The organism is Catenulispora yoronensis (assembly GCF_039531695.1).
In the GTDB taxonomy this organism is placed as follows: Bacteria; Actinomycetota; Actinomycetes; order Streptomycetales; family Catenulisporaceae; genus Catenulispora; species Catenulispora yoronensis.
The window spans coordinates 183,462-207,041 of the sequence record NZ_BAAAQN010000007.1; the positions used below are offsets into that span (position 1 = coordinate 183,462).

Here is a 23,580-nt window from a genome sequence, read left to right on the forward strand (position 1 = left end):
ACCACTCCCCCGCGCGGCGACTGTGGACTATAAAGACAGCTCACCATCACCGTTCCGAGCTCTCCCACGGGCCCAAGTCAGCAGTAGACGGCCCGCCGGTGATCGATCCTTTCCTCAGCCAGCCGATCGGCCGCCTGAGCCGGGGTGATGTCCGCGTCGTCCGCTGCGCGCAGAATCGTCACCGTGGTATCGAAGATCTCCGCGGCCCGCAAACCCGCTCGGGGGAAATGGAAATGGTCTCCGCGCATGAGTGCCATGGCCTCGTCCCCGGCCTGGATGACGCCGCCGGCGTTCACTACGAAGTCCGGGGCGTACAGGACGCCGCGATCACGCAGCTGCTTGTCGATGCCGGGGTACGCGAGTTGGTTGTTGGCCGCCCCACAGACAATCCTGGCCGTAAGCACCGCGAGCAGGTCGTCGTCCAACGCTCCGCCCAGTGCGCAGGGGGCGAAGACATCGAGCTCGGCAGCTGCCAGCGCCGCGGTGTCGGCCGCCAGTTCCACCTCCGGGTAGCTGTGCGCCAGCCAGGCATGGGCCGCAGGGTCCGGATCCGCGGCGATCACGTACGCGCCGTCCGCCCGCAAATGCTCGATCAAGCGCCTGCCCACCTTGCCCACCCCCGCCACGCCGACCCGACGGGCCCGCAGCGACGCCACACCCCAGCGATGCCCGGCGCAGGCACGCATGCCCTGGAACACACCGAGTGCCGTCAGCACCGAGGAGTCACCGGAACCGCCCTGCTCGGTGGAGCGGCCGACCACGAAATCGCACCCCTTCGCGAGCACATCCATGTCCTCGACCGTCGTACCGACATCACAAGCTGTCAGATACCGACCGTCGAGCGACTGCACACACCGGGCGTAGGCGGCGAGCAGCTGCGGCGTCTTGTCCACGGCAGGGTCACCAATGATGACCGCTTTACCGCCTCCCAGATCAAGCTTGGCGACAGCGCTCTTATACGTCATGCCTCGCGACAAGCGCAGCACATCCGCGAGCGCCTCTCGCTCATCCGCATACGGGTACATCCGCGTGCCGCCGAGGGCCGGTCCGCACACAGTATTATGAATCGCGATAATCGCCCGAAGCCCCGACCGCTCATCGCTGAAGTGGATGACTTGCTCGTGCCCGTCCAGTTCAGAGAAAACCGACATGTGGACGCCCCTTGATCTAGACCGTCACCGACGTTTCTTCTTCAGGCCCAGGCGATCAGCCACACTCCCGCGGGCATGCAGGCCGGATCCGAAGGGCATGCAGCACCGTATGCGTCATCATCGACATAATCGAGAATCGAATGCCGTGGGCCGGAAAATTCACACTCACGGCTCAGAGGCGCGATAGCGTCTTCGTCGGGCCAGTCTTTCAATATGCTCAAAGCAGCGCCGCAATCGGCGAACTCCTGGTAGCTGCATACCCGCGTACCTGCGCGCCTGCAAGAACACAGATACAGAACGTAGAAGTATACGTTGAATGTCACGCTTCACCGGTGTTCTGCGGAGCCTTGTCGGCTGTCACGAACCTCGTCATCGGCTGTCCAGGCGCGGTGTGGCGTTCGCGATCAGGCATGCGCTGGTCATCGCCTGCGGGGGCATGACGGTCGGAGTAGCGAGTCCGGCGGTGGCGCAGGAACCAACCGCACCATTCGCCGCCTTCCAGTACGGAACGAACGGCTGCCTGGAGGTGGGTGCCCGGGACACCCAGCCCAAACCGTACGCGGTCCCGTCCGGATACGACATCACCGCCGGCTACCCGGCCTTCGGCTACGATCCGTCCGGGTTCACCCGCGTCGGGGGCACCAACGCCTGCCGCTACAACTTCTACGACAAGAACCCCAGGACCGACCCGAGCGCTGTGGTGATCACGTCCGGGTACTGCGTTCAGTACGCCGCAGGCCAGCTGTCAGGCACGGGATACGACCCGCAGGCCCACAACAGCACCCGCAACCTGGGCTACGTCCAGCGCATCCTGCAAAACTACTGGCCGGCCACCGACCTTCCGGCGGTACCGGCCAAAGCCACCGACACGGCCAACACCAACCGGCAACGCTCCGGAGCCGTCGCGATGGCGATCCACTACTTCACCGACGGCATCGTGATGCCTCCGGACTACCAGACCCCCGCGCTGTACGACGTCGTCATGAAGATCGTTGACGACGTCCTGACCGCGGGTGCGGCCCCGGCCCCGGCCGACCCCACGCCAGCGATCACCGGGCCGGTCGGCGGTCCGCCCGGCGCCCTGCTGGGTCCCTATACCCTGGGCGCCAACGCCGTCGGAGATCTGGCCGCCACCGTCTCGGACGCCGAGGCCTTCACCGATGCCGCCGGCACCCACCCCTTCGTCAGCGGCACCACGCTGCCGCCCGGAACGCAGCTGTGGATCAGGCCCAGCGGTGCCTCGGCCGGCATCGCGGTCAGCGGCCCGGTGCCGGCCGGCATCGGCACCTTCATGGTCGGCGACCCCACCCAGCGCGTCCAGTCGATGATGCTGGCGCAGCAGCGCGTCCTGCTCGGCAAGTCCGAGCGCACTGTCCTGGTCACTCCCGACGAACCACGGCTGACCAGCCGGGCCTCGGTGCCGACCGGATCCGCCGAGCTGATCGCCGGGGACAGCGTCACCGATGTGCTCACCGTCGTCGGCCTGCACGCCCCGGCCCAGCTGACCACCACGCTCTACGGCCCGGTGCCTCCGCCGCCGGGCGGCTGCCGCGACATCGACTGGGACACGGCGAACGCCGCCGTCGAGCACGTATACGTCCGAACCGTGAGCGCCGATTCCGAACTGAGCACTCCCTCAAGCTCCCTGGACCGCCCCGGGTGCTACACCTACGCCTCAGTACTGCATCCGGCGCTGGGCCCCGACGCCACGATCCCTCCCGGCGATCCCGACGAAAGCCTGCGCGTGGTCCCCAAACCGCTACCGCCACCACTGCTCGTCATCACGCAGGCCTCGACCGACCGGACCAGCTCCGGCGGGCAGGTCAGCGACCGCATCACCGTACTCGGGCTGCCCGACCGGGCTGCCATGACCGTCACAACCACGCTCCACGGGCCGCTGCCGCCCAACGACGCCGGCACCTGCACCGGCCTCGACTGGACCGCACCGACGCTGCCCACCGCCGCCGTCCTGCCGCCGGAAACTGTCACCGGCGGCCAGACGCTCCGGACTCCGCCGGTCACCGTGACCAGTACCGGCTGCTACAGCTTCCAGACCACGACCACCAGCCAGCTGCTCACCGGAGCCGAGGTCCCTGTCGGCCACGGCCTGGGCCAGCCCGATGAAACCTTCCAGGTGATTGCCGCACCGACACCGGCGCCGGTCGTCAACCCGACGCCGCCAGCCTTCCCGACACCGCCGGACGCGCCGAAACCACCGGACGCTCCGGCACCGCCCCGGCTTCCGGCCACCGGCATCCCCGCGCTCCCGGCAGGTCCGGCCGCCGCTCTCACCGTCCTTGGCCTGGGACTGATCATCGCTGCCCGTGCCACCGCGCGAGGGACCACCTGTACCAGCCACGCCCCGCCGCTCTCACCCCGGCCGCCAGCCTCGCGCTCATAATCGCCGATTGGCCGCCAACCGTGGTCGACACCGGCGGCCGGCGCCCGGCGGTCGGCGGCCGGCGCCCGGCGGCCGTCCCGGCACCTTCCTTCGCACTCGCGATAAGGCCCCTTACAGCAATCCGCAGGGACAATGACCTGAACTCGCCGGCCGAGTCCGCGGGGCGACCGCGCTCGTCAACGAGCGCATGGTCGCGTGCCCGCTCGGCCGAGCTAGCGGTGTCCGCCGCGATGCCGCCGCACGGCCATCGTGCTCAAAGCTCCGGCGGCGAGCAGTCCGAGCGCCAGACCGGTGAGCGGTGCGAGGTCGGCGGCTCCGGTGGCGGGCAGCCGGGACTTCTGCGGCTTGGGCATCGGTGTCGGCGTCGGCTGGGGCCGGGGTGTGGAGGACGCGGGCGTCGGGGGCGTCGGGGCCGGTGTTGGGATGGGCGTTGGGGTCGGCGTCGGCGCGGGGCTCGGCGCGAAGCTCAGGCACACTGTCTGGTGGTCGACATGACTGCAGATCTGCTGCGGGGCTACCTGCCCGGCGGGCCACGTCGTGCTCGCGTGCTGACGGGTCGTGGTCGCGACGGCCGGCGGGGCGACGGTACCGATCGTGGCGCTGAACAGGTCCTCGACCGAGTGGAAGAACGGGCCCGTCTGCACCGCGCCCATGCTGTCGACGGTGAGGTCGGAGGAGATCAGGGCGGAGGTGCCCGCCGGGATCTGCGGCGGGGCGGCGACGATGTCCAGGGTGAGCCAGGGGGCGAATGAGACCGCCGCGGCGTTGCTTCCGCTCGGGGTGTCGCAGCCGGAGCCGCCGGGCACGGTGTTGCAGCCCCACCAGTTCCAGCGCGCGTCGACGGTCGCGGTCGGGGAGTCGTCGACAACACCGCTGTCCCCGGCGCTGTCCACGATCCGGTTGAACTGCACGGTCATCGGTCCGGTGAAGGCGCCGTCCGCGATGTCGATCGCCGACTGCGGGGCGCCGGAGCCGGTGATGGTGTTCGCGGTGATGCTCGCGCTGCTCGCCTCCGCCCCTGCGGCGGGCGCGGCGGGGCGTCCTGGGAGGGTCAGTCTCCGACCGGTGGCGCCGCCCGCGGTGAACGCCACGCCGTCGTGCCCGGAATTCTGGATCCGGTTGTGGCGGATGGTCACCGCGCTGGTGTCGGCGAGTTCCAAGCCGTCCACGCCAGCGGAGTTCATCGTGTTCTCGGCGACGGTCAAGGCGCTGTTGGGGCCGACGCTGTAGTAGTCGCCCGCGAGGATGACGTCCTCAGTCTTGCCGGACATCGTGTCGCGCTCGATGTCCATGCCGACCACGCCGCCGCCGAGCGCCACGCCGCCGGTGCCGCCGTCCATCGCGTTGTCGGTGATCGTGACGTCGCGGGCGGCGTAGAAGGACATGTAGTCGCCGCCGGCGATGTCGTTGTGGGTGATCTCGATCCCGGTGGACGGGGTGGACGGGTCGGAGGTGGCGATCAGCACCGGGTTCCCGGGCTCGCGGAAGGTGTTCTCCGTGATCAGGACGTTGTGCAGCGGGTGGTCGGAGTAGATGCCCGCGTTGCCGACCGTGGACGCCGGGTCGTCGTCGTGGTCGAAGAGGTCGTGAGTGACCAGGTTGCCGGCGGACGACGCACTCGAACCGAGGTACGCGCCCATACTCGAATGGGTGAAGACGTCGTTGATCACCTGCCACCCCGCGCTGTCCTTCGAGGTCTGCACCCCGGCGCCGGACAGGATGTCGTGACCGAGCAGGTTCGAGCCGTCGAACGTGAAGCCGTCGACGGTGACACCGGCGGCGTCGACATAGAACATCTGGGATGGCGCGACACCTGTGTAGTCGTTGGCGATCACTGTCTCCGGCCCGGAGCGGTTGCGGGCGTCCACGCCCGCCTGCGCGCCCTCAAGGTGCACGGTCTTGGTGATGTTGAGGAAGCCGTAGCCATCCTCCGGATCGGCCGAGCCGAAGGTGCCCGGCCCGACCTTGATCGTGTCCCCAGCGGCGGCACGCACGGAGTAGGCGTAGCTGATCGTCCGACATGGCGCCGCCACCGAGCCGCAGGTGGCTGAGTTCACGCCGGCGAGCCCGACGTTGATCACGCTCGCCGCCGCCACCGCCGGCGCGAATACCAGGAACGGCACAGCGGCGAGTCCGGTCGCGATGGAGGCCATTGCGATGCGCCTGCGCGCTGCAGCCCACCAAAGACGCAGCGATCCGGGTCGGGGCTCTGTTGATCGTCAAGGTGAACTGGGTGGTGACCACCGTCCAGCTGACGGCCGCACAGCAAGCAGTCTTGGATCATCACCCGAGCCTCGCGACGAAGCCGGAGCAGATCATCGCGGCGCTTGGTCTTCCGCAGATGAATGAGCCCACGATCTCCCTGGGGCGCGTTGGGGACGGACTTGATAGCGCCTCGCACGCTGCGGAGTGAGTCGGTGATCTCAGGGCTCTTGTCATATCGTTTTTCGTTGGTTACGTTTTTCGATGGCAACGATAATCGATGGGGGCGGTTCGGATGGCAGCGATCACACTGAAGCAGCGCGATCCGCTGCAACCCTTGCTTGCCGTGGTTGACATCATCTTCTCGGGGCTGGTGGTGATCACGGTGCTCGGGGCGGGCATGGCGGTTTTCAGCCACGGCACGAGCTTCTTCGGCTGGAGCCGAACCGTTCCCTACTCGGTGTGCGTACCGACAGACGACAGCGACTTCCACGCCACGGGGGTCACCGTCGAACCAGGCGGGCTTCGTCCGGGCACCAGCGCCTCGATGCGGTCCGCCAGCATCTGCCTCCTGCATCCGACCACAGGCCAGGCTGTGACGCTGACCATCGCCCAGGTGACGGGGTTCGTCCTGTTCGCGGGGGCGTTCTATCTGGTCCGACGACTGCTGCGCGATGCCGCCAAGAATGGTCTGTTCACTCCAGACCTCGCCCGATCGCTACGAACCCTCGGCTGGTGGCGGCTTGCAGGAGAGGTGATCGCGACCGTCATCGTGGCCGCCGTTCGAATCAGGCTGCTGAGCAGGATGGTGACCGACCACATCGGTCCCGGCCATTGGTATGGCTACCTGCACGGATCGTGGGCCGTCATCTTCTTCGGCGTCGGGCTGATCACCGCCGCGCGGATCATGAGGGTCGGCTCGGTGATGCGCGAAGACCTTGAGGGCACGGTGTGACGGCCTCCGATGACCTGGAACCGACGATCTCCGTGCACCTCGACCGGCTGCTCGCCGACCGAGGCATGACACTCACCGAACTCTCTCAGCTGGTCGGAGTGTCCACTGTGAACCTGTCGATCCTCAAAAACGGCAGAGCCAAGGCCATCCGCTTCACGACACTGACCGCGCTCTGCGAAGTTCTGGACTGCCAGCCCGGAGACATCCTCAGCTTCCGGCCACGTCGGAACACGGTTGATCTCAGCGATCCATAGAAGCTGGGTTGTGAGGCCGGTGCAGGGAGCTTAGGCGCTGTTCCAGAACGGATCGCCGGGCCACTCCGCATCGAGGAGTGACGCGGTCAGCCTTCCGTCCGACAGGGCGACGACCACGTCCATGCCAGCTTCCGCTGCCTGGGCGAAGGCTGCGGGCGACGTGTGGTTCAGCAGCAGGACGAAGTGCAGGCCGAACGGCAGGCGGCTCCCGTCCCGAACGCCGTCGCCGTCGCCGTCGCCGTCGCCGTCGCCGTCGCCGTCGAGACGAAGGTTCGCAATCCAAGCCGCCTGACACAGCACCGAGACAAACAGTCCCAGGAACTCCGCACCAAGCAACGCATCGGCATCCTCGATAAGGACCACGACATCCCGCATCCCATGCCCGGGGCCATGCCAGTCCTGTAGACAGTCGACCAGCGCATCCCAGTTGCGGCCAAAGTAGCTGGGGAAGTTGAGCTCCCGAGCGAAAGTCTGGAAGAGGAGAGCCGGTTCGAGCAGATCCTTACCGTTCAGCCGGAGGACCAGTCCGCCCGCGTCCTCCAGGGCGGCCGTCTCCGTCCTCAGCCACGGATCATCGGCGGCGGTAAAGACGACCCAGGGAGACCTGCGCCCGGTGAGGGTGGGTCCGTTCATGCCGCGATCTTCGCACGCAGGTGTCCAACAACCGAAGCCGTTACCCGCGACTCTCCTCTGAACCTAAGCCCGGCACGCTCCCGGGCCGGTCGGCGAAAGCCCGGGTCCGTGCCAGCCGCGTCATAGCCGGAATCGGGAAGACCAGTAGGAACGCGTTCGGCAACCACCACGACAGTTCGACGTCTCCGGCCACCGCCCAATACGCCAACGCCATGCCGCCGGCCGTGGACGTGAGCGTAAGGCTCAGCGGCAGCAGCGCCAGGCCGATCGGCCTCCCCCGCCGCAGAGCTCGCAGTGCCAGGAATCCGGTTACCGACGCCAAGAGGTCCAGCGGCAGAAACGACCAGTTCCAAGCCGCGACGCTCGGCTGATCGTAGTCGTGGAACATCTGCTCCGGCGGGAGAGCGTGGACAGTGACGAGCGTCCAATAGAGCAAGAACCCGATGTCGGTGCCGAGCATGAGCCACGCGGTTCGGCGCAGCAACGCGTCGTCGCTCCGTATAAGAGCCATTAGTCATTCACCCCCGCCAGCGCGATCATCAGGACTCCGCCCAGGACGACCGCCATCCCGGCCACCGCCATGCGGGACGGTCGCTCCCCGAACAGCACCAGGCCGCCGACGGCTGCGCCGACCGTGCCCAGCCCGGACCACACCGAGTACGCCGCCCCGACCGGGATCGCCTTCAGCGACGCGGCGAACAGCGCGAAGGCGACGCAGTAGCCGACGAGCGCCAAGGCTGACGGGACCACCCGGGAGAACCCGTCGCCCGCCCTCAGCGCCAACGTGCCGGTGACCTCGGCGGCGATCGCCGCCGTCAGGTACAGCCATCCCATGCGGCCGCTCCTCACTGAACCCGCCCGGACTCCGGGCTCGAACTGTACCGTCCAGACGGTACAGTAAATCCGTCCGGACGGTAAAGTACGCCCATGAACGCCCCACCGACGAGCAAGAGCAGCGCGACCCGCAATCGGCTCCTGGACGCCGCCGAACAGGTCGTGAGCTCCCAAGGGGCCTCGGCCCTCACCCTGGAGGCAGTAGCCGCCGAGGCCGGCGTCAGCAAGGGCGGCCTGCTGTACCACTTTCCGAGCAAAGACGCCCTGGCCTCCGCACTGGTCCGCCGCGTGGTGGACGGCGTGGACCATGCCCTGGTGACCGCGTCGGCCGACGGCTCCCCCGGCGCGTTCACCCGCGCCTACATCCAGGTCACGATGGGCGAACCCGGGCATGTCCACACCGGCCCGGACTCGATGAGCACCGCGCTGCTCGGCGCGCTGGCCCTGGACCCCGGCCTGTTGGCGCCCCTGAAAAGCGCCTACGAACGCTGGCAGGCCCGACTGGAGGCCGACGGCCTCCCCGAGGGCATCGCCACTCTCGTCCGGCTCGCCGTCGACGGCTGGTGGACCAGTCTCGTCCTGGATCTGCCGCCGTTGTCCGGGAAGACGCTCACGGCAGTCCGGCGCACGCTCGACGAGCTGGCCCGGGGCTGACCTGCCACCGGCGCCAGGTCGCCGGGGCGCGAGGGCGCGAGGGCGCTAGGGCGCGAGCACGAGCACGCGAGCGAACAATGCAATGAAGATCCACCATCTTGGTTTTCGCTGGTGAGGGTGCTGGTGTGGCAGGGTTCGCAGGTGCTCATGCTGGTCGTGCGCGGTGGTCCATGGTCTTGATCGTCCGTCACCGGTTGACTTCGAGGTTCGTTAGGACGAGCAGGGCCCGCAGGAGGTTGGTGGCGCGGGCTGGGTCGGTGCGGAGCTTGGTGAGCACGCGCCAGGTCTTCAGGTGGGCGAAGCCGTGCTCGACGAGGGCGCGGGCTGCGGAGATGACCTTGTTGGCGGTCTTCTGGCCGCTGGTGAGCTTGCGCTTCTTGGTGGACCGGTAGCCGGTGATGACCACCGGGTCGTTGTTCTTGCCGCCGGGATCGAGGCCAAGGAAGCCGAGGTCGGCCAGGGCTCCGAGGCCGGCGGCTTTGAGGTGGTCGACGATGTGGTCGCGGATGTGGTCGCGGCGGGCGGCGGTGATGTCGTGGGTGCGTCCGGGCCGGGCGGCGGAGATCCAGATCAGCCGACCGTTCTCGTCGACTCCGCGACATCGTTGCCGCCGGGCAGGTCGGCGGCGCGCTGGTCGTGGCGCAGCATCGCGAGCACGAGCACGACGATCCGGCCCGCCGGCAGGGACCGCCAGCGGGAGCCGATCGTTTTCAGGTGCCTGCGCAGCAGGCTGGCGACGTAGGTGACGGTGTTCGTGGACAGCGGCAGACGACACTGATAGACCAGGGAGACGGCGTCCCCGTCCGGCTGGTTCTTGTTCTTCACACGACTTCAACGAGCACCGGGGACGCCCCTTACGAAACCCTCCGTGGGGCGCCCGGTTCACCCCATATCAGGGTCCGCATAATCGCTCTCAGCGGCCATTTCGGGGCTCGCGGCCGAGCACGCAGCGGTAAGGGCCTGGCGAATCAGCTGTCTTAGAAGGCGATCGTGAACAGCTCCTCGCCCACAGCCCGGACCGTGGCCGGCCCGGCCGCGTCCCGCACGATGGTCAGGATGCGCTGGTAGCCCGCCGGCAGCGAATCGGGGCCGAGGCCGGCGGTCCTGGCCGGGATCAGCAGCACCGGCCGGCCGCCCACCTGGACCTCCGGCGGCGCCGGCGCGAGCGACAGGTACTCCCCGAACCCCTGCTCACTGATCCGCTGCACGACCCGCTCGGCGACCACCAGCTCGTCACGCTCGACCCGCACGTCGGCCAGCTGCTTGACCAGCTCCTCTTCCAGCAGCTCCAGGCCGGCACGCCGAGCGGCGATCCGCTCCAGCATCACGGAATCCGTCATGCGACACAACGGAGGAACAGGCACCACCCCCGCGACGCCGAAACAGGCAAACGTCACCCGATCAAGACACAGAAACTGCCCACGAGCACCCCTGAACCCTCCACAACGGCGATATATGACCAGCGGCTTCAGGATGATGGATCTTCATTCGCCACCAACTCGAGCAGACTCATCGTCGTGCTCCAGCTGCGGATCGTCATCGACTTGTAGACCGGGGTACTGAGGACCTTGCTCAGGCGGCTCTTGGTACGCATCGCGCTGAGACGCTGCGAGTAGACCACACCGTCACCTGGCCAGACACAGTCGACGCCTTCTCGGGGGTCGAATGCGGACATGGCCTGAGCTGGGGAGATACCCATCAGGAAGATCGCATCGCTGTGGTATTTCTGGGGCTGCTCACCGAAGCCGTCGGGCCTGTTGTCCACGATGGCTTGCAGTTGCCCGTGAGTTAGCGCCAGGACTTTGATGAGCTCGCTATCCAGTTGGAAGCACTCGGGCAACGCACCTTCGATCCGAGCCTGGATCTCTTCGGCGGGCTGGTCAGAGTCCAAGATCGCGTTACCGCTGGCGATGTACGTTGACACCCTGGAGAACCCAAGGCCCTCCAGGCATTTCCTCAGGTCTGCCATGGGCACCTTGTTTCTTCCGCCGACATTGATGCCGCGCAGGAGAATCAGACGGGTGCTCATGATCGGACAGGCTACTCCGTTCGGGCGCCACTGCCGGAACGCCACCAACCATGCCGACGCCCCGGCCGACCGACCAGGGACACCAGTCAGACGATCAAGACCGCAGACAACCGCCCACGACCAGCTCGAGTACCCACGAGCCCTGCCACACCAGCGAACTGACCAGCACCTTCAAGATGGTGGATCTCTAATGAAGCCCCGGCGATGGCGCATCGTCTAGGAGATGCACCATCGCCGGGGCTGTCTTGGCCTTGGTAACGCAGGGCCGGGCAGGGCCAGGCAGGGCAGTTCAGCGTCGCCCTGATGAGTAGCAGCCCGCTACGGACTCAGAACTGGGCAGTGCCATGCAGCAGGGACACGATGGAGGCCGCGAGGCTGGGAGAGATGATGCTCTCACCGCCGAAGATGTCCGCGCGGGAGTCGCCGGTCCGGGCGGACAGGATCGACCTCGTCGTCTCGGGCACGATGTTGGCGATCCCGTCGACCAGGACGATCGGGCCGTTGGATTCGGCCATGTAGGCGCCGCCGGTCAGGGCGTCCGGGTAGCCGGGGTTCTTGGTGGAAGCGATGCCGTTGGCCACTCCGACCTGAGTGTTCGCGAAAACCCCCGTGAACTCGCGGGCGACGCGGGCCGCGGTGTCAAAGCGGTCGGTCCCGGAAAAGGACTTCACCGCGGTCGGCCAGGCTTTGCCGGCCTGGGCGCCGACGGTCGCGACCGTCTTGCCTTTGAGGAACGCGGCGGTCGCCGGGTCCAGGGCGGCACCGTTCGAGAGCACGATCGCACCCGGCGCACCCGACGCGTCGGCGAACGGGCCTGCCGCGTAGGGGCCCGCGGCCAGCGCGTCGGCGAAGCCCGCGCCGGTGGCGACGACGACGTGCTGGGGTGAGCCCATGCCGTCACGGGCCACCCGGAGCGCCGTATCGGCCCGGTCGGCGCCCTTGTACTGGACCACGGCATAGCCCAAGGACTTCAGCTGGGCCACGATCGACGGATTCACGGCCTTGTCACCGCCGAGCACGTGGACGGCGCCGCCATGAGGCAGGACCCGCTGGATCTCGGCGAGCACCCGGGGGTCGAGCTGGCCGGCGGAGCCGTCGGTGAGCAGCAGCGGCCCGCCCTTCTTGGCGGCCAGCGGGCCGCCGGACAGCGCGTCGGGGAAGTTCAAGCTGGTGGCCAGAACCACCGCCTTGGCCGATCCGGACGCCGTCCAGCGCTGCTTGGAGATCGCGATGCCGGTCTGGACCCGGTCCCCTCCGGCGTCGCGGTAGACCTTGGGGCCGACCACCGGGTGCACGACCCCGTCGGTCGGCGGGTGGAGCGGTGCCCCGGCCGGAAGCGGAACCCAGGACGGGCTCTCGCCGAGCGTGCCGAACAGCGTGCCCGACCCGGTGTTCACCGGGATGTTGACCAGGGCCGGCCCGTGGCCGGAACTGGATCCCACGGTGACCCGCACTCCCGATCCGGCACCCAGGTTGGCTGCCGACTCGTACGCCAGCTGCGACTCGTCCGGCGACCAGGCGGGAAGGTACTGGTTGTAGTAGACCCAGGGCAGCGCGGTCCAGCCGGGTGAACCGTCGGCGGGCTGGACATTGATGTCCTCTTCGCCGTCCATCGCACCCTTGGTGAGGTAGGCCACATACTTGCCATCGGGAGACAAGGCGGTGATTCCGGCTCCCTGCCAGGGGATGGTACGGGTCGTCCCGGTGGTCGGATCGAAGATCACGTATTTCTGGCCGCTCGGAAAGCCGATCTCGCCAGTGCGTGTGGCGACGGAGAAGCCGTACGGGCTGGTAGACGGGCCGAAGCTGTGAAGGCCGGACCCGTCCGGGCGGACTTCGGCGAGTTGGGGGTTCTGGTCGATCCCCGGTGTCAGGCTGATGTAGAGCGACGCGCTGTCCGCGCTCCACTCATAGTCGCCGAAGGAGACGGTCTCGCCCGCGGCCGGCGTGACGGCGACCTTGGTGGCGTTCGAGCCGTCCGGGTCTGCCACGTACAACGCATCGCCCGCCAGAAACGACAGGTGCTTGCCATCCGGCGAGAATCGGGGCCGCTGGAGGATGTCCGTCGACTGCAACCCACCACCGGTCGGTACTATGACCCGCAGCTGCGACCCATCACTGTTCGCGACCGCGATCTGCCCTGGCGCACTCTGGTGATCATGGTAGATGAACAACACTTGCCCGCTGGTCAACGGCGCCACCGACGTCGACACGTGCGACACAGCCGCTGACGCAGCAGGCGAGGCGACCGCCGCTATACCGCACGCCACGGCCCCGGCGAACACGGTTCGACCACTCGAACTCAAAGAAGCCACGCGGAAATACCCTCCCCGTTCGGATGCTGATGCCGGACCACTCTAGCCACCTGGTCCAGCACGTGGCATGACCCTTTACGCCTGCGCGGCGGGAGTATTGAGTCAGACCTCTGGCATACATGTTCGGAGCTGGTTCGTTGAATCCCGACTGTCGCCGCACACTGGCCATCACCAGCCGCGATTAAATCAGAAGGCTGACAGAGTCCGTCAACACGAGCACCTGCTTCACCACCGAAGCATGGCTGCCTTCTCGACGGCGGAAGCGCCCTGACGCCTCACCCTCCGGCTCCGGCGCACAAGGGGACGTCCGGTTGGGTCTGGCTCTTGGAGAAGATCGGTGTCGACGTCTCGACGCTGCTCTCCCAGCCGCCCTCGAACTTGGACTTCGGCGGTAACAGGGCTTTGAGGAACGACAGCAGCTGTGGGCTGACCTCGATGCCGATCCCGGTGCTGAACTTCAGGTCCAGGGTGGCGCCGTGGCAGCGGACCAGTGACGCGCCGAGGGCCGAGCCCTGGGTGATGCCCGTGGAGGCGGTGAGGGCGACGTAGGGGCCGGCGCTGGCCGCCGGGGTGCCGAAGCCGACCCGGACCTTGATCTTCGTGGCGCCGACGATGCCGGACGGGCCGATGGCGATGCCGCTGATGCTGTCCAGGAGGCTCTGCTGGACGGTCAGCTTCGGGACCTGGACACCACCGTGCGCGGTGATGCCGAGGGGGCCGTCGAGGGTGTACTTGCCGGTGGCGAAGACGGTGCTGTTCTTGCCGGTCAGCGCGGTCTCGATCAGGAACGACCATTTGAGCGAGATGTCCACCGGCAGGCCCGCGGTGGCCGGGCCCGGCGGGATCGGGAAGTGCATCTCGATCGGCACTTCGAACTTCACCTTGGAGTTGTCCGCCGAGCCGTTGCCGGCGCCCCCGGACAGGGACACCTCCATGCCCTTGATCCCGGTGATCGTGAAGCCGGTCGCGGTGGCCTTGCCGCCGACGACCGTGGTGTCCGAGCCGATGTGCAGGTTGTCGACCGGGAACTTCATGGTGACGGTGGCTTTGAGCCCGGAGTCGCTCTTGTGGTCGAGCTGCATGCCCAGCGACGTGGCGTCGGCCGAGACGGTCGCGGTCCAGGCGCCGACGGTGATCGGGATCTTGGCGCCGCCGTTCGGCTTGGGCGGGGGCAGGGTGCCGGAGCCTGGGGGCGCTGCTATCAGTTGGACTGCGGGCAGGGTGATGGTGGCGTCCGGGGCGGGGTGGAAGGCCGCGGGTACGGCGGGGTGGAAGTCCGCGGGTACGGCGGTGCCGGGGGCGGTATTGGGGGTGATGCCGGTGGTGTTGTCGGCGGCGCCGTCGGGCCCGGTCACGGCGGCGGCGTCCGTCGTGGTGGTCGCGGGCGCGCCCGAAGTCGGCGTCGCCCCACCGGTCGCAGGCCCCTGATCCGACAGCTGGTCACGTTGGCCGGGGATCTCCTGGACCGTCATCCCGCTCACGTCCAGAGCCTGGTCGACCGTGATGTGCGCGTCCTTGACGACATCGGTGAAGTTCACCGGGGCCAGGAGCAGCACCAGATCAGAGCCCTGTCGGCGCAGCGACAGCACCCGGCCGACGGCCCGGCTGGTCGCGAACATGACGCTGCCCACCGCCAGCTTGTCGGCGTTCGGCGCGTGGCCGTCGATGGTCCAGGTCAGGCCGTCGTCCGAGACCGAGCGCACGATCTGCGGCCCGCCGCCGACCAGCACCACGTCGGGCTGGTAGACCGCGGTGCCGTGGGGGTCGGGCGCGTAGCCGTAGGCCACGATCGCTTCCCTGGACGCCGGGGCGCCGCTGGTGGTGCCGGTCGTCGGGTTCTGCGTCACCGAGCCGCTCTCGCCGCACGCCCCGACGAGCGCGATGACAATGGCGATGGCCGGGAGAGTCCGGGCCCTGGCCCGGCGAGCAGCGCGCTGCTTCATATCCGGGCCACCGCGGCCTTCGCGGCCGTCCGCAGGCCGGGAAGGAACTTCTCGACGTCGTCGAGCGAGACCAGATGGATGACGAACCACCCGTCGCCCTTGCGGACGAAGATGCTCATGTCGTCCTTGTCGATCCACGCCTCGTCGCCGATCCCGGACTCGGCCTGCAACTGGTGGGCGAGCGGGCCGCGCTGGAGGTCGTAGTACTTCTTCGCGCCATCCCCGGTGTGCACCTCCACCTGCGCCGTCGGCCCGCTCGTCGGCCCGCTGTAGGTGCAGGACGGGGCGTCCGTCCCTTGCCCGGCCTCGACGGCGTCCTGCAACGCGGTGCCGATCAGCTTCTGGGCCTCGGCCTTGGTAACCAGCTTGCACGGATCCGTGGCGACCGGAAGCGCATCGGATTCCGAGCTCGACGCGGCGACCGCGCCCGGGTCGCTCGTCGTGGCGGCTTGATCGGCGCCCCCAGTAGAGGACGGGGCTGACGGCGCACCGGAAACCGTCCCGGACGAACCACACCCGGCGACACCCAGGCAGGCCACCAGGACAAATGCGGCAAGGCGCTTGCGGGCCACTGGTCTCCCCCTGTCTTCGGCGTCACTGAAGCCGACGGTAGGGGAGCCAGGTCATGACGCATACGCCTCCGAGGGAAAGCACTCAGTCCTTCCGGGGCTCCGTATGGCAGGGGAGAATCGGTCGGGTTATCAGGACCCTTTAACAGTCGACTCTACGGGGAGCTCGCCATGAAACCCTTCGCACGCTGCGCCGCCGCATTGGCCCTGACCTGTTCTGCCCTCGTCGTGCTCGCCGCCGGGCCAGGTACTGAAGCATTCGCCACGAGCACCGGGACCGGGACCGGAACTGGTACCGCGCCGACGTTTCCTCCGCTGAATCCACCGGCGCTCCAAGCCGCGATCCAGACCCAGCTCGGCGACGACGCCGCGGGCGCGATCGTCCGCGTCGGCGAGCCGGGCCAACTGTGGAAGGGCGCGACCGCCGACGGCGTGACCGGCCGGGCGATCCCGCCGAACGCGCACTTCCATATCGGCAGCATCTCCAAGGTCTTCGAAACGACCGTCATCCTCCAGCTCGCGGCCGAGCGCCGGATCGACCTGAACCAGACGGTTCAGCACTACCTGCCGGGCCTGCTGCCGGACGCCTTCGCCCCGATCACCATCCGCGAACTGGTCAACTTCACCAGCGGCCTGCCGGACGTGGACGAGGGCAAGCCCGCGGCCGGCATCGACGAGACGATCGCCGACCGCTACCAGTACCGCACGTTCGACGAGATCATCCAGGACACGCTCCGCCCGTGCGACCGTCCGTGCGACCGCGCGTGGCCCGGCCCGCACTTCACGCCCGGAACGAAGCAGGAGTACAACTCCCTCGGCTTCCGGATCGGCGGCGAGCTCATCGAACGGATCACCGGCCACTCCTTCAAGCAGGAGGTCACCCGGCGCATTCTGCAGCCGTTGCGGCTGGAGCAGACCTCGGTGCCCGAAGGCGCCCCCACAATGCCGCTTCCGTACCTGCACGGCTACATGGCCAACAGCCAGGGCTCCCCCGTGGACGTCAGCGAACAGGGCGGCGACCCCTCAAACATGATCTCCACCCCGGCCGACCTCGACCGTTTCCTCAGCGCTCTGCTACAGGGCCGACTGCTCCCCGCCGCACAGCAGAACGAACTGTTCACACTCCCCCGGGACGCCAACGGCGCCCTCGTGCCCTTCATCGGCGGAAGCTCCTGCATCAACGTGGCATGCTTCGGCGCCGGCCTGATGTCCACCCAGCTGCCGAACGGCGCCGTGCTCTGGGGCAAGACCGGCCACGACGACGGCTACGCCAACGGCATGTTCGCCACACGAGACCTGTCGATCCGCGCTGTGTATTCAGTGTCGAATCTTGGAGAAGACTTCTCCGCTCCGACTCCACTCGCCCAACGGCTGATCGGCGCGGTGCTGACGCCAGCGCGGTAGGCCGCGCTCCCGGCAGCAGCTCGCGCAGTGGGCGTGGCCGGAGAATGCGCCGGATTCCTCCAGCAACTTGATAGCGAACTACGTCTCCGGGCTGCGGCAGGCTTTGCGTCCGGCCGGGTCCCTGATCCGTCTGGTCGCCCGGCCGTCGGGGTTCGTCGCCGAACTCGACCGTGGTTTGGTCGACGCTCCCGCTTCACCGAACTGGTCCGCCATGCTCGCGGCGACCTGGATGCCAACGAACCACAGGCTGCCATTGCCGGGCTGCGCCAAGCTTTGGACTTGTGGCACGGCTCCGCTCTGACGGGTTTGGATACCGCATACTTTGAACAGCGCCGCGATGAGCTGGAGAGCGCGCGAAGACCGGCCGCAAGGCTGTTGGGCCGTATCTACCTCGATAGCGGTCGACCCGACGAGGCAATCGATCTACTGCGGGTGTTGGTGGCCGAGGACGCTGGAAACGAGCCGTCCACGATCCTTCTCATCCTGGCGCTCACCGCGGTCGGTGATAGTACGGCCGCTGCCGACCTGGCCGTGCACGCCATTCGCGCACTGCGGCGTGAGGGTCGTGAACTCAGCCCGGCGCTGAGGCAGGCTCAAAGCGATGTCTTGAGCGGACATGCGGCCGGCGGTTCTACCGCGAGCAGCCGAGTGCCAAGCGGAACAGGAGCGGGCGCACGGCTCAGTCAGCTTCCTTTTGACACCAGGGCGTTCACTGGACGCGAACACGAGCTCGCCGAGTTGTTGGAACTGGCAGATCCGTCCGGGCCGCAGAACACGCCGGACACCGTGGTGATATCAGCCATCGACGGCATGGGCGGCGTCGGCAAGACGGCCCTGGCGCTGCACGCCGCTCATATCCTCACGCGACGCTTCCCAGACGGCCAACTATTCGTCGATCTGCAAGGCGTTCACGAACGCACCCCGCGCGACCCGGGCGATGTCTTGGCGGAGTTCCTCCAGGCTTTCGGCGTTCCGCCCGGCGGGATTCCCGCGGAGACCACGGCTCGTGCCGCTGCGTTCGGCGACCGGTTTGGCCGGCACCCGGACCCTGCTGGTGTTGGACAACGCCGGCAGCGAGGAACAGGTCCGGCCGCTGCTGCCGGGCACCGGCGGATGTCTGGTCCTGATCACCAGCCGGCTGCGTCTCAAGGCTTGGACGATGCTTTTCCTCTGAACCTGGACGCCTTGCCGACCGCTGACGCCGTCGCGTTATTCCACAGTATCGCCACTCCTGGCCGCGTATCGCCGGAGGACCCGCTCCTGGAGGAAGTCGTTGCCCTGTGCGGACATCTGCCGCTGGCCCTGCGGATCACCGCCGCGCTCCTGCGTAGTCGTCGCTCGTGGACCGTGCAGCACCTTGCCGCCAGTCTTCGTGCCGGCCAAGCCAATCTGAGGGGATTCTCCGATGGCGACAGAGACCTGACGTCTGTTGGAAACCGACCCGGACTCGGCTGATCGTCTCCTTCAAGACCTCGTCGACCACAACCTCGTTGGCGAAGTCGCTCCAGGGCGCTACCGACTTCATGATTTGCTCCGCCGATACGCAAGCGCGTTCCGCGCCATGTCCCCGACGTGAGCGATCCCGAGCTCGCGCGGACCTGGCTGCGTACCGAAAACCCGAATCTCGACGCTGCCTGGAACTACGCCGAAACCAATCGCCTCGACCAGCACATCATCGCGCTTGCCGCTGGCCTGGCCGAGACTCTGCGTATCGATGGTCCCTGGACTCGTGCCTTGCAGATCCAGCAGGCCGCCGAGGCCGCCAGCCGCGCTGATTCGCCAGCCACCCATGCCACCGCGCTTAACGAACTAGGACAGGTACAACGTCTGGCGAGCGACTATCCGGCAGCGGCGGACGTCCAGGAGCGGGCCCTGGAGATCTATCGTCAGATCGGCGACCGCCTCGGTAAAGCTGGCGCCCTGAACAACCTGGGACGGGTGCGGTACCTCACCGGAGACTACGCGGCGGCCGCGGACGTCCAAGAGCAGTCGCTGAAGATCTACCGGCAACGCGGAAACCGTGGCAACGAGGCCTGGGCACTGAACTCGTACGCGGCCACCATCGCCGCACTTGGCGACCGCTCCCGCGCATTCACGCTCTACCAGCAGGCCTTGGCGATGAACCGAGAGCTCAACAAGCCCGACGACGAAGCCAACTCCCTGGAGGGCATCGCCGCCAGCGAGCCTGCGCAGGGAGTGGACTGCCTGACCTAAGCCCTGGAGATCTACCAGCGCTTGGGTATGCCGACAGATATGGAAAGAGTTCGAGCCAGACCTTCCGAGCTCGGCTCGACATAGCCGCCGTGTCCGCCTGGGAGATGGCCCCTCCACTGGTCCGCTGGCGCGGTCGGGCCAGCTTGTGGACGATCGCGTATTCCGGGTCTGTCGGCGATCACGTGATAGCTGCCGGTCGGCGTGTCGCTCGCAGACGGCGGTGTCGCGTCGGACAGGATGATCCGCGTGCATATCTCAGAGTCTTGAGAAGCTGTTTCCGCACCTCGGGGCGGTCACTGTGGACCGTATTGAGGCCGATGCGGCGGCTGTGACGCTGTTCGTCCGGTCCTCGGAAGTGTTCGCGGCGTGCTCGGAGTGCGACACGAAGTCCTCGCGCGTCCATGCCCGGTATCGTCGCTCGCTCGTCGACGTCCCAATGGCCGGTCGTCGGACGCGGATCGTCGCGGTGGTGCGTCGCTTCAAGTGCGGCCGGGCGGCCTGCCCGCAGACCACCTTCACCGAGCAACTCCCGGGGCTGACCACGCCCTTCGCCCGCCGGACCCCGCTAGCCACGGAGCAGTTGGTGGCGATCGCGCTGGCGCTGGCCCCGGCCGCGCCGGCTCCCGGCTGGCCACCCAACTGGGCATGCCGTGCGGGAAGGACCTGCTGATCGGCCTCATCCGAGCCCAGACGATACCGCCGCCACCGGCGGTGACCGTACTCGGCGTCGACGACTTCGCCTTCAGACGCTCGGCGACCTACGGCACCATCCTGATCGACATGTCCAGCCACCGGCCGATCGACCTGCTCTCGGACCGCGAGGCCGCCACGCTCGCCGCCTGGCTGACCGAGCATCCCGAAGTCGAGATCGTCTGCCGGGACCGGGCCGGAGCCTACGCCCAGGGAATCGAGACCGGAGCACCGTCGGCGATCCAGGTGGCTGATCGCTACCACTTGTGGAAGAACCTGTGCGAAGCCGTGGGCAAGACCATGGTCGCCCATCACGGATGCCTACGGGCCGCGCCGGCACCGCCGGAGCAGAGCGACCCGGAACCGGAAAAGCCCACGCCAGAGGCACCGCCGCCACAACCGCCCGCCGAGCCTGCCGCCCTGATGCTGCCCGAGCGGCGGCTGGTGACCCGCACCCGGGAACGCTTCGAGGCGGTGCAGTCCAGGCTGGCCGTCGGCATGTCCCGCTCGGCGATCAGCCGGGAGCTCAACCTGGACATCCAGACCGTCCGCCGGTTCGCCAACGCCACCGGCATCGACGAACTGCTGGTCGCCTGCCAGAACCGGAGCACCAACCTCGACGGCTACATCGACCAGGTCAACGAGCTGTGGAACACCGGGCTCTACGACGGCGCCGAGATCACCGCGAAGATCACCGAGCTCGGCTACACCGGCAGCGTCCAGACCGTGCGCCGCTACCTGCGCGCCTTCCGACTGCCGGGGACCAGTCGCTCGCATCCGGACCCGGTGCGCCGCAAACCCGCACCGTCAACACCGGCGGTCCCGAAGCCGCGGAAGATCAGCCGCTGGCTGCTGAGCCGGCCCGACCACCTCGACGAGAACGACACCATCGAGCTCAAGGCCTTGCTCACCCGTTGCGAGCACCTCGACCGGCTCCACGAACACGTCCGGTCCTTCGCCGCCATCATGACCGGCCGCCGCGGCGACGAGCTCGCCGCCTGGCTTGACCACGTCGAGGCCGACGACCTGCCCACTCTGCACACCTTCGCCGCCGGCATCCGCCGCGACCGGGACGCCGTCACCAACGGCTTGACCCTCGAACACAGCTCCGGCGCGGTCGAGGGCGGAGTCGGACGCCTGAAAATGCTCAAGCGCCAGACATTCGGCCGCGCCAGCTTCGATCTTCTCCGCGCCCGCGTCCTGCTCACGACATGAGCGTCACGTGATCACCGACAGACCCCGTATTCCCCCGGGCCTAGGTTCACGTAATTCCCCAGGTGCTGGTCGTCGGTGGTGTTCGCGGTATCAACGGTTCTGGGTGGCCAGTTCGCGCTTGACCTTGAACAGCATCTGATCGAGAAGGTGGAGTGCTCGAGCGCGTGTCGGCGCCGCTCGTGGCGTGGCCTTCCAGTGTGTGTCCGTCAACGTCTCGACGGATGCGTGCACCGCGTCTGCATCGTCGGCGGCCAGTACGAGCGCGAAGCGCACGTAGTCGCCGATGTCGGTTCCTGCCGGGTGCTGAGCGATGAAACCCTGAAGCCGCGGGGTGAGCGCTGGAAGGGTCCGTTGGGTGGGGAAGACCACGGCGACCGCGGTCAGGGCCAGGCGCACTGCGGCGCATTCGGTGTCCCATCGCGCCAGGAGCTGCGGCGCCTGCTGTTCCGCTGTGGCTGTGGCTCGGGCTTCACCATCGGGATCCGCATGCGGAGGGGTCTGCGGCCAGCATTCTGCGAGCCTCCTGTCGGGCACGGTCGCGATGCTGAACAGGATCTCCACCAGCTCCATCCGGTGCCGGGCCGGCACACGATCGTCGACGGCGAGGGCTGCCAGCAGCGGGACTCCGTCGGCGGTGAACTGATTGCAGGTGTCCTGGTGCAGGATGCTGTTGTAGAAGTCGCCAAGGAAGTCCCGGTCGTTCCGGTAGGGGCCGAAGTTCACGTCGAACAGCGGTGCTGCATGCGGCGGCATGTCCGCGTTCTGGAAGCGGTCGGCGACGACGTCTCGATAGATCCGCCGGATCTCGGGTCCGAACAGGACGTTCGTGTTCCACGCGTAGTCCTCGTCCGTGACGAATGCGTCGTCCGGCGGATCGGGCTGGTCGTCATAGGCAGCTGTCTGTGTGGCCATGGCCGGGTCAGCCTACTTGCCACGGCCGGATCAGATGACCTGGTGACTGGTGTTCGTGATGATCAGGCTCCTGTCCTGGCGTTCGCTGACCAGCTCGTAGAGGTCGTCGGCCTGGGGAGCGGTCATCTGGCGCATCGCGAAGTCGTCCAGGATGAATCGACCACGTCGCGCAGCACCGTGACCCGCGACCGTCCCGTCTCTTCCGGGAGCGTCGCGCTCACTCGGCGACCTCGCTTCGAGCGACCGGCATACCAGTGGACGTGAATCTCGATGATGTCGACCACGGTGAACGTTCTCCTGCCATCCAGCTCGGCCATGGGCCTCTCGAACCATGGGAGAAGGACGCATCCGGCTTCGCGATGGCCAGGAGCCTCAACCCGAGACCGTGCTACTCATGGGGACCGCGACAGAGCACACCGGGGCATGACAATGTTTTCAAACTACCCCGAACAATGACGAATACGCTCGCGACAGTCGCCAGCGAATCAGATGTCTGAGGACTGGAGCCGGCAAGCGTCGGGGTGGGGAAAAGCAGCAACGTCGACACGGCTATCTGATGCCGCCGACAGTTGCTTAGGCATAGCCAAAAGCGGAGTGGACCGAGCGGCGACAACGTAGCGGCAGGGCGGGCCGCGGCTGGATGAACCGACCGCGCGGGGCATCGCAGGGTTCATATACGGAGGTTTGAGCAGCTGCTACGTTCGAAATATGACCGTTGATCGGAGCGACTACCTCAGGTTGGAGCTCGACTATGATGCTCGGACCTTGACGGTCACCATCAATTGGGACGGACTCCCAGTGAGTTCTGTCGTCCTGAGCGTTGTTATCGCGGTCCAGCGTGGAGCAAGCTTCGTAGCTGTTCACCAGTTCCCCGAGCAAACAGTTGACCTGACCAAGATCAAGGGGCCTCTCGTCGTTTCCCTCGAAGCTGCTTCCTGGCCCACAGAGGACTTCATCGCCGGCGCTTGGCTCACGGCTGATCTGCCGCCTTCGGGGGCGCGGAAGCAGATCGCAGGGGCGCAGCACGCGTACAGACAGCTTCGGGACGGGGGCGTGGTATCGACACACGCCCTGGAGGGGCTCGATGAGGCAGAACTGAATCATGACCTGGCAGCAGGCCGTATTAATCAAGCGGCTTACCGACGTCGGTGGCTACAGCTGCATCGCGTTGGCGCACAAGGGCAACTACGCAACTGAGCGATGTC

The 23,580-nt window shown here is 67.5% G+C and carries 25 protein-coding genes and 1 pseudogene; 11 read left to right on the forward strand and 15 right to left on the reverse strand.

Features of this window, described 5'->3' with window-relative positions; all coding sequences use genetic code 11:
* Positions 1 to 77: 77 nt before the first annotated feature.
* Positions 78 to 1,151 (reverse strand): Glu/Leu/Phe/Val dehydrogenase dimerization domain-containing protein, encoded by a 1,074-nt coding sequence (locus tag ABD481_RS08690; RefSeq protein WP_344665029.1) that lies wholly within the window; start codon positions 1,149 to 1,151, stop codon positions 78 to 80.
* 436 nt (positions 1,152 to 1,587) lie between these two features.
* Here ABD481_RS08690 and ABD481_RS08695 point away from each other — a divergent pair, with 436 nt between their 5' ends.
* Entirely contained in the window at positions 1,588 to 3,552 is a 1,965-nt protein-coding gene (locus tag ABD481_RS08695; RefSeq protein WP_344665030.1) for a Cys-Gln thioester bond-forming surface protein, read from the forward strand.
* A gap of 212 nt (positions 3,553 to 3,764) precedes the next feature.
* Here the strand turns inward: ABD481_RS08695 and ABD481_RS08700 are convergent, their stop codons facing one another.
* Positions 3,765 to 5,705, reverse strand: a complete 1,941-nt coding sequence (locus tag ABD481_RS08700) for a right-handed parallel beta-helix repeat-containing protein (protein WP_344665031.1) — start codon at positions 5,703 to 5,705, stop codon at positions 3,765 to 3,767.
* Between the two features lie 80 nt (positions 5,706 to 5,785).
* Between ABD481_RS08700 and ABD481_RS08705 the strand changes: the two genes are divergently transcribed.
* The 3 genes from ABD481_RS08705 (at position 5,786) to ABD481_RS08715 (ending at position 6,963) form a co-directional block, all read left to right on the forward strand.
* Entirely contained in the window at positions 5,786 to 5,965 is a 180-nt protein-coding gene (locus tag ABD481_RS08705; RefSeq protein ID WP_344665032.1) for a hypothetical protein, read from the forward strand.
* A gap of 84 nt (positions 5,966 to 6,049) precedes the next feature.
* Complete coding sequence (locus tag ABD481_RS08710; RefSeq protein ID WP_344665033.1) at positions 6,050 to 6,709, forward strand: DUF2975 domain-containing protein; 660 nt, start codon at positions 6,050 to 6,052, stop codon at positions 6,707 to 6,709.
* Positions 6,706 to 6,963: a helix-turn-helix domain-containing protein gene (locus ABD481_RS08715; RefSeq protein ID WP_344665034.1), complete on the forward strand. Its 258-nt coding sequence runs from the start codon at positions 6,706 to 6,708 to the stop codon at positions 6,961 to 6,963. The genes ABD481_RS08710 and ABD481_RS08715 overlap by 4 nt, the downstream gene beginning before the upstream one ends.
* A 30-nt stretch (positions 6,964 to 6,993) precedes the next feature.
* Here the strand turns inward: ABD481_RS08715 and ABD481_RS08720 are convergent, their stop codons facing one another.
* The 3 genes from ABD481_RS08720 to ABD481_RS08730 are packed head-to-tail and all read right to left on the reverse strand — an operon-like array spanning position 6,994 to position 8,430.
* Positions 6,994 to 7,596 (reverse strand): barstar family protein, encoded by a 603-nt coding sequence (locus tag ABD481_RS08720; protein ID WP_344665035.1) that lies wholly within the window; start codon positions 7,594 to 7,596, stop codon positions 6,994 to 6,996.
* A 40-nt stretch (positions 7,597 to 7,636) separates the two neighbouring features.
* Positions 7,637 to 8,107 (reverse strand): DUF5360 family protein, encoded by a 471-nt coding sequence (locus ABD481_RS08725; protein ID WP_344665036.1) that lies wholly within the window; start codon positions 8,105 to 8,107, stop codon positions 7,637 to 7,639.
* Positions 8,107 to 8,430 carry a DMT family transporter gene (locus tag ABD481_RS08730; RefSeq protein WP_344665037.1) on the reverse strand — a complete coding sequence of 108 codons (324 nt, stop codon included), beginning with the start codon at positions 8,428 to 8,430 and terminating at the stop codon, positions 8,107 to 8,109. The genes ABD481_RS08725 and ABD481_RS08730 overlap by 1 nt, the downstream gene beginning before the upstream one ends.
* A gap of 93 nt (positions 8,431 to 8,523) precedes the next feature.
* Here ABD481_RS08730 and ABD481_RS08735 point away from each other — a divergent pair, with 93 nt between their 5' ends.
* Positions 8,524 to 9,084 (forward strand): TetR/AcrR family transcriptional regulator, encoded by a 561-nt coding sequence (locus tag ABD481_RS08735; RefSeq protein ID WP_344665038.1) that lies wholly within the window; start codon positions 8,524 to 8,526, stop codon positions 9,082 to 9,084.
* A gap of 187 nt (positions 9,085 to 9,271) precedes the next feature.
* Here ABD481_RS08735 and ABD481_RS08740 read toward each other — a convergent pair whose 3' ends face one another.
* The 7 genes from ABD481_RS08740 to ABD481_RS08770 form a co-directional block, all read right to left on the reverse strand.
* Positions 9,272 to 9,658 (reverse strand): transposase family protein, encoded by a 387-nt coding sequence (locus ABD481_RS08740; protein ID WP_344665105.1) that lies wholly within the window; start codon positions 9,656 to 9,658, stop codon positions 9,272 to 9,274.
* Positions 9,655 to 9,909, reverse strand: coding sequence for a hypothetical protein (locus tag ABD481_RS08745; RefSeq protein WP_344665107.1), 255 nt, complete (start codon positions 9,907 to 9,909; stop codon positions 9,655 to 9,657). The genes ABD481_RS08740 and ABD481_RS08745 overlap by 4 nt, the downstream gene beginning before the upstream one ends.
* A 152-nt stretch (positions 9,910 to 10,061) precedes the next feature.
* A complete protein-coding gene (locus tag ABD481_RS08750; protein ID WP_344665039.1) occupies positions 10,062 to 10,424 on the reverse strand; it encodes a hypothetical protein in 363 nt (120 codons plus the stop codon).
* 128 nt (positions 10,425 to 10,552) lie between these two features.
* The gene (locus ABD481_RS08755) at positions 10,553 to 11,113 is read right to left on the reverse strand and encodes a DUF1697 domain-containing protein (RefSeq protein ID WP_344665040.1); all 561 of its coding nucleotides are present in this window, start codon (positions 11,111 to 11,113) and stop codon (positions 10,553 to 10,555) included.
* Between the two features lie 326 nt (positions 11,114 to 11,439).
* The gene (locus tag ABD481_RS08760; protein ID WP_344665041.1) at positions 11,440 to 13,326 is read right to left on the reverse strand and encodes a cell wall-binding repeat-containing protein; all 1,887 of its coding nucleotides are present in this window, start codon (positions 13,324 to 13,326) and stop codon (positions 11,440 to 11,442) included.
* 377 nt (positions 13,327 to 13,703) lie between these two features.
* A complete protein-coding gene (locus ABD481_RS08765) occupies positions 13,704 to 15,371 on the reverse strand; it encodes a hypothetical protein (protein ID WP_344665042.1) in 1,668 nt (555 codons plus the stop codon).
* Positions 15,368 to 15,943: a DUF3558 family protein gene (locus tag ABD481_RS08770; RefSeq protein WP_344665043.1), complete on the reverse strand. Its 576-nt coding sequence runs from the start codon at positions 15,941 to 15,943 to the stop codon at positions 15,368 to 15,370. The genes ABD481_RS08765 and ABD481_RS08770 overlap by 4 nt, the downstream gene beginning before the upstream one ends.
* A 168-nt stretch (positions 15,944 to 16,111) precedes the next feature.
* On the opposite strand from ABD481_RS08770, the gene ABD481_RS08775 reads away from it, so the two are divergent.
* From ABD481_RS08775 to ABD481_RS08795, 5 genes are all read left to right on the forward strand, one after another.
* On the forward strand, positions 16,112 to 17,344 hold the full coding sequence (locus ABD481_RS08775) for a serine hydrolase domain-containing protein (RefSeq protein ID WP_344665044.1): 1,233 nt from the start codon (positions 16,112 to 16,114) through the stop codon (positions 17,342 to 17,344).
* A 33-nt stretch (positions 17,345 to 17,377) separates the two neighbouring features.
* On the forward strand, positions 17,378 to 18,799 hold the full coding sequence (locus tag ABD481_RS08780) for an AfsR/SARP family transcriptional regulator (RefSeq protein ID WP_344665106.1): 1,422 nt from the start codon (positions 17,378 to 17,380) through the stop codon (positions 18,797 to 18,799).
* A gap of 117 nt (positions 18,800 to 18,916) precedes the next feature.
* Positions 18,917 to 19,558 (forward strand): tetratricopeptide repeat protein, encoded by a 642-nt coding sequence (locus ABD481_RS08785; RefSeq protein ID WP_344665045.1) that lies wholly within the window; start codon positions 18,917 to 18,919, stop codon positions 19,556 to 19,558.
* Between the two features lie 298 nt (positions 19,559 to 19,856).
* Complete coding sequence (locus ABD481_RS08790) at positions 19,857 to 20,228, forward strand: transposase family protein (protein ID WP_344665046.1); 372 nt, start codon at positions 19,857 to 19,859, stop codon at positions 20,226 to 20,228.
* Positions 20,204 to 21,463, forward strand: coding sequence for a transposase (locus ABD481_RS08795; RefSeq protein WP_344665047.1), 1,260 nt, complete (start codon positions 20,204 to 20,206; stop codon positions 21,461 to 21,463). The genes ABD481_RS08790 and ABD481_RS08795 overlap by 25 nt, the downstream gene beginning before the upstream one ends.
* 90 nt (positions 21,464 to 21,553) lie before the next feature.
* Here ABD481_RS08795 and ABD481_RS08800 read toward each other — a convergent pair whose 3' ends face one another.
* From ABD481_RS08800 to ABD481_RS08810, 3 genes and pseudogenes are all read right to left on the reverse strand, one after another.
* The gene (locus ABD481_RS08800; RefSeq protein ID WP_344665048.1) at positions 21,554 to 22,375 is read right to left on the reverse strand and encodes a hypothetical protein; all 822 of its coding nucleotides are present in this window, start codon (positions 22,373 to 22,375) and stop codon (positions 21,554 to 21,556) included.
* Positions 22,376 to 22,426: 51 nt separating this feature from the next.
* Positions 22,427 to 22,528: pseudogene (locus ABD481_RS08805) on the reverse strand (ATP-binding protein); the annotation flags it as partial.
* A complete protein-coding gene (locus ABD481_RS08810; protein ID WP_344665108.1) occupies positions 22,498 to 22,692 on the reverse strand; it encodes a hypothetical protein in 195 nt (64 codons plus the stop codon). The pseudogene ABD481_RS08805 and the gene ABD481_RS08810, both read right to left, overlap by 31 nt.
* Before the next feature lie 391 nt (positions 22,693 to 23,083).
* Between ABD481_RS08810 and ABD481_RS08815 the strand changes: the two genes are divergently transcribed.
* Entirely contained in the window at positions 23,084 to 23,572 is a 489-nt protein-coding gene (locus ABD481_RS08815; protein WP_344665049.1) for a hypothetical protein, read from the forward strand.
* The last annotated feature ends 8 nt before the right edge of the window (positions 23,573 to 23,580 follow it).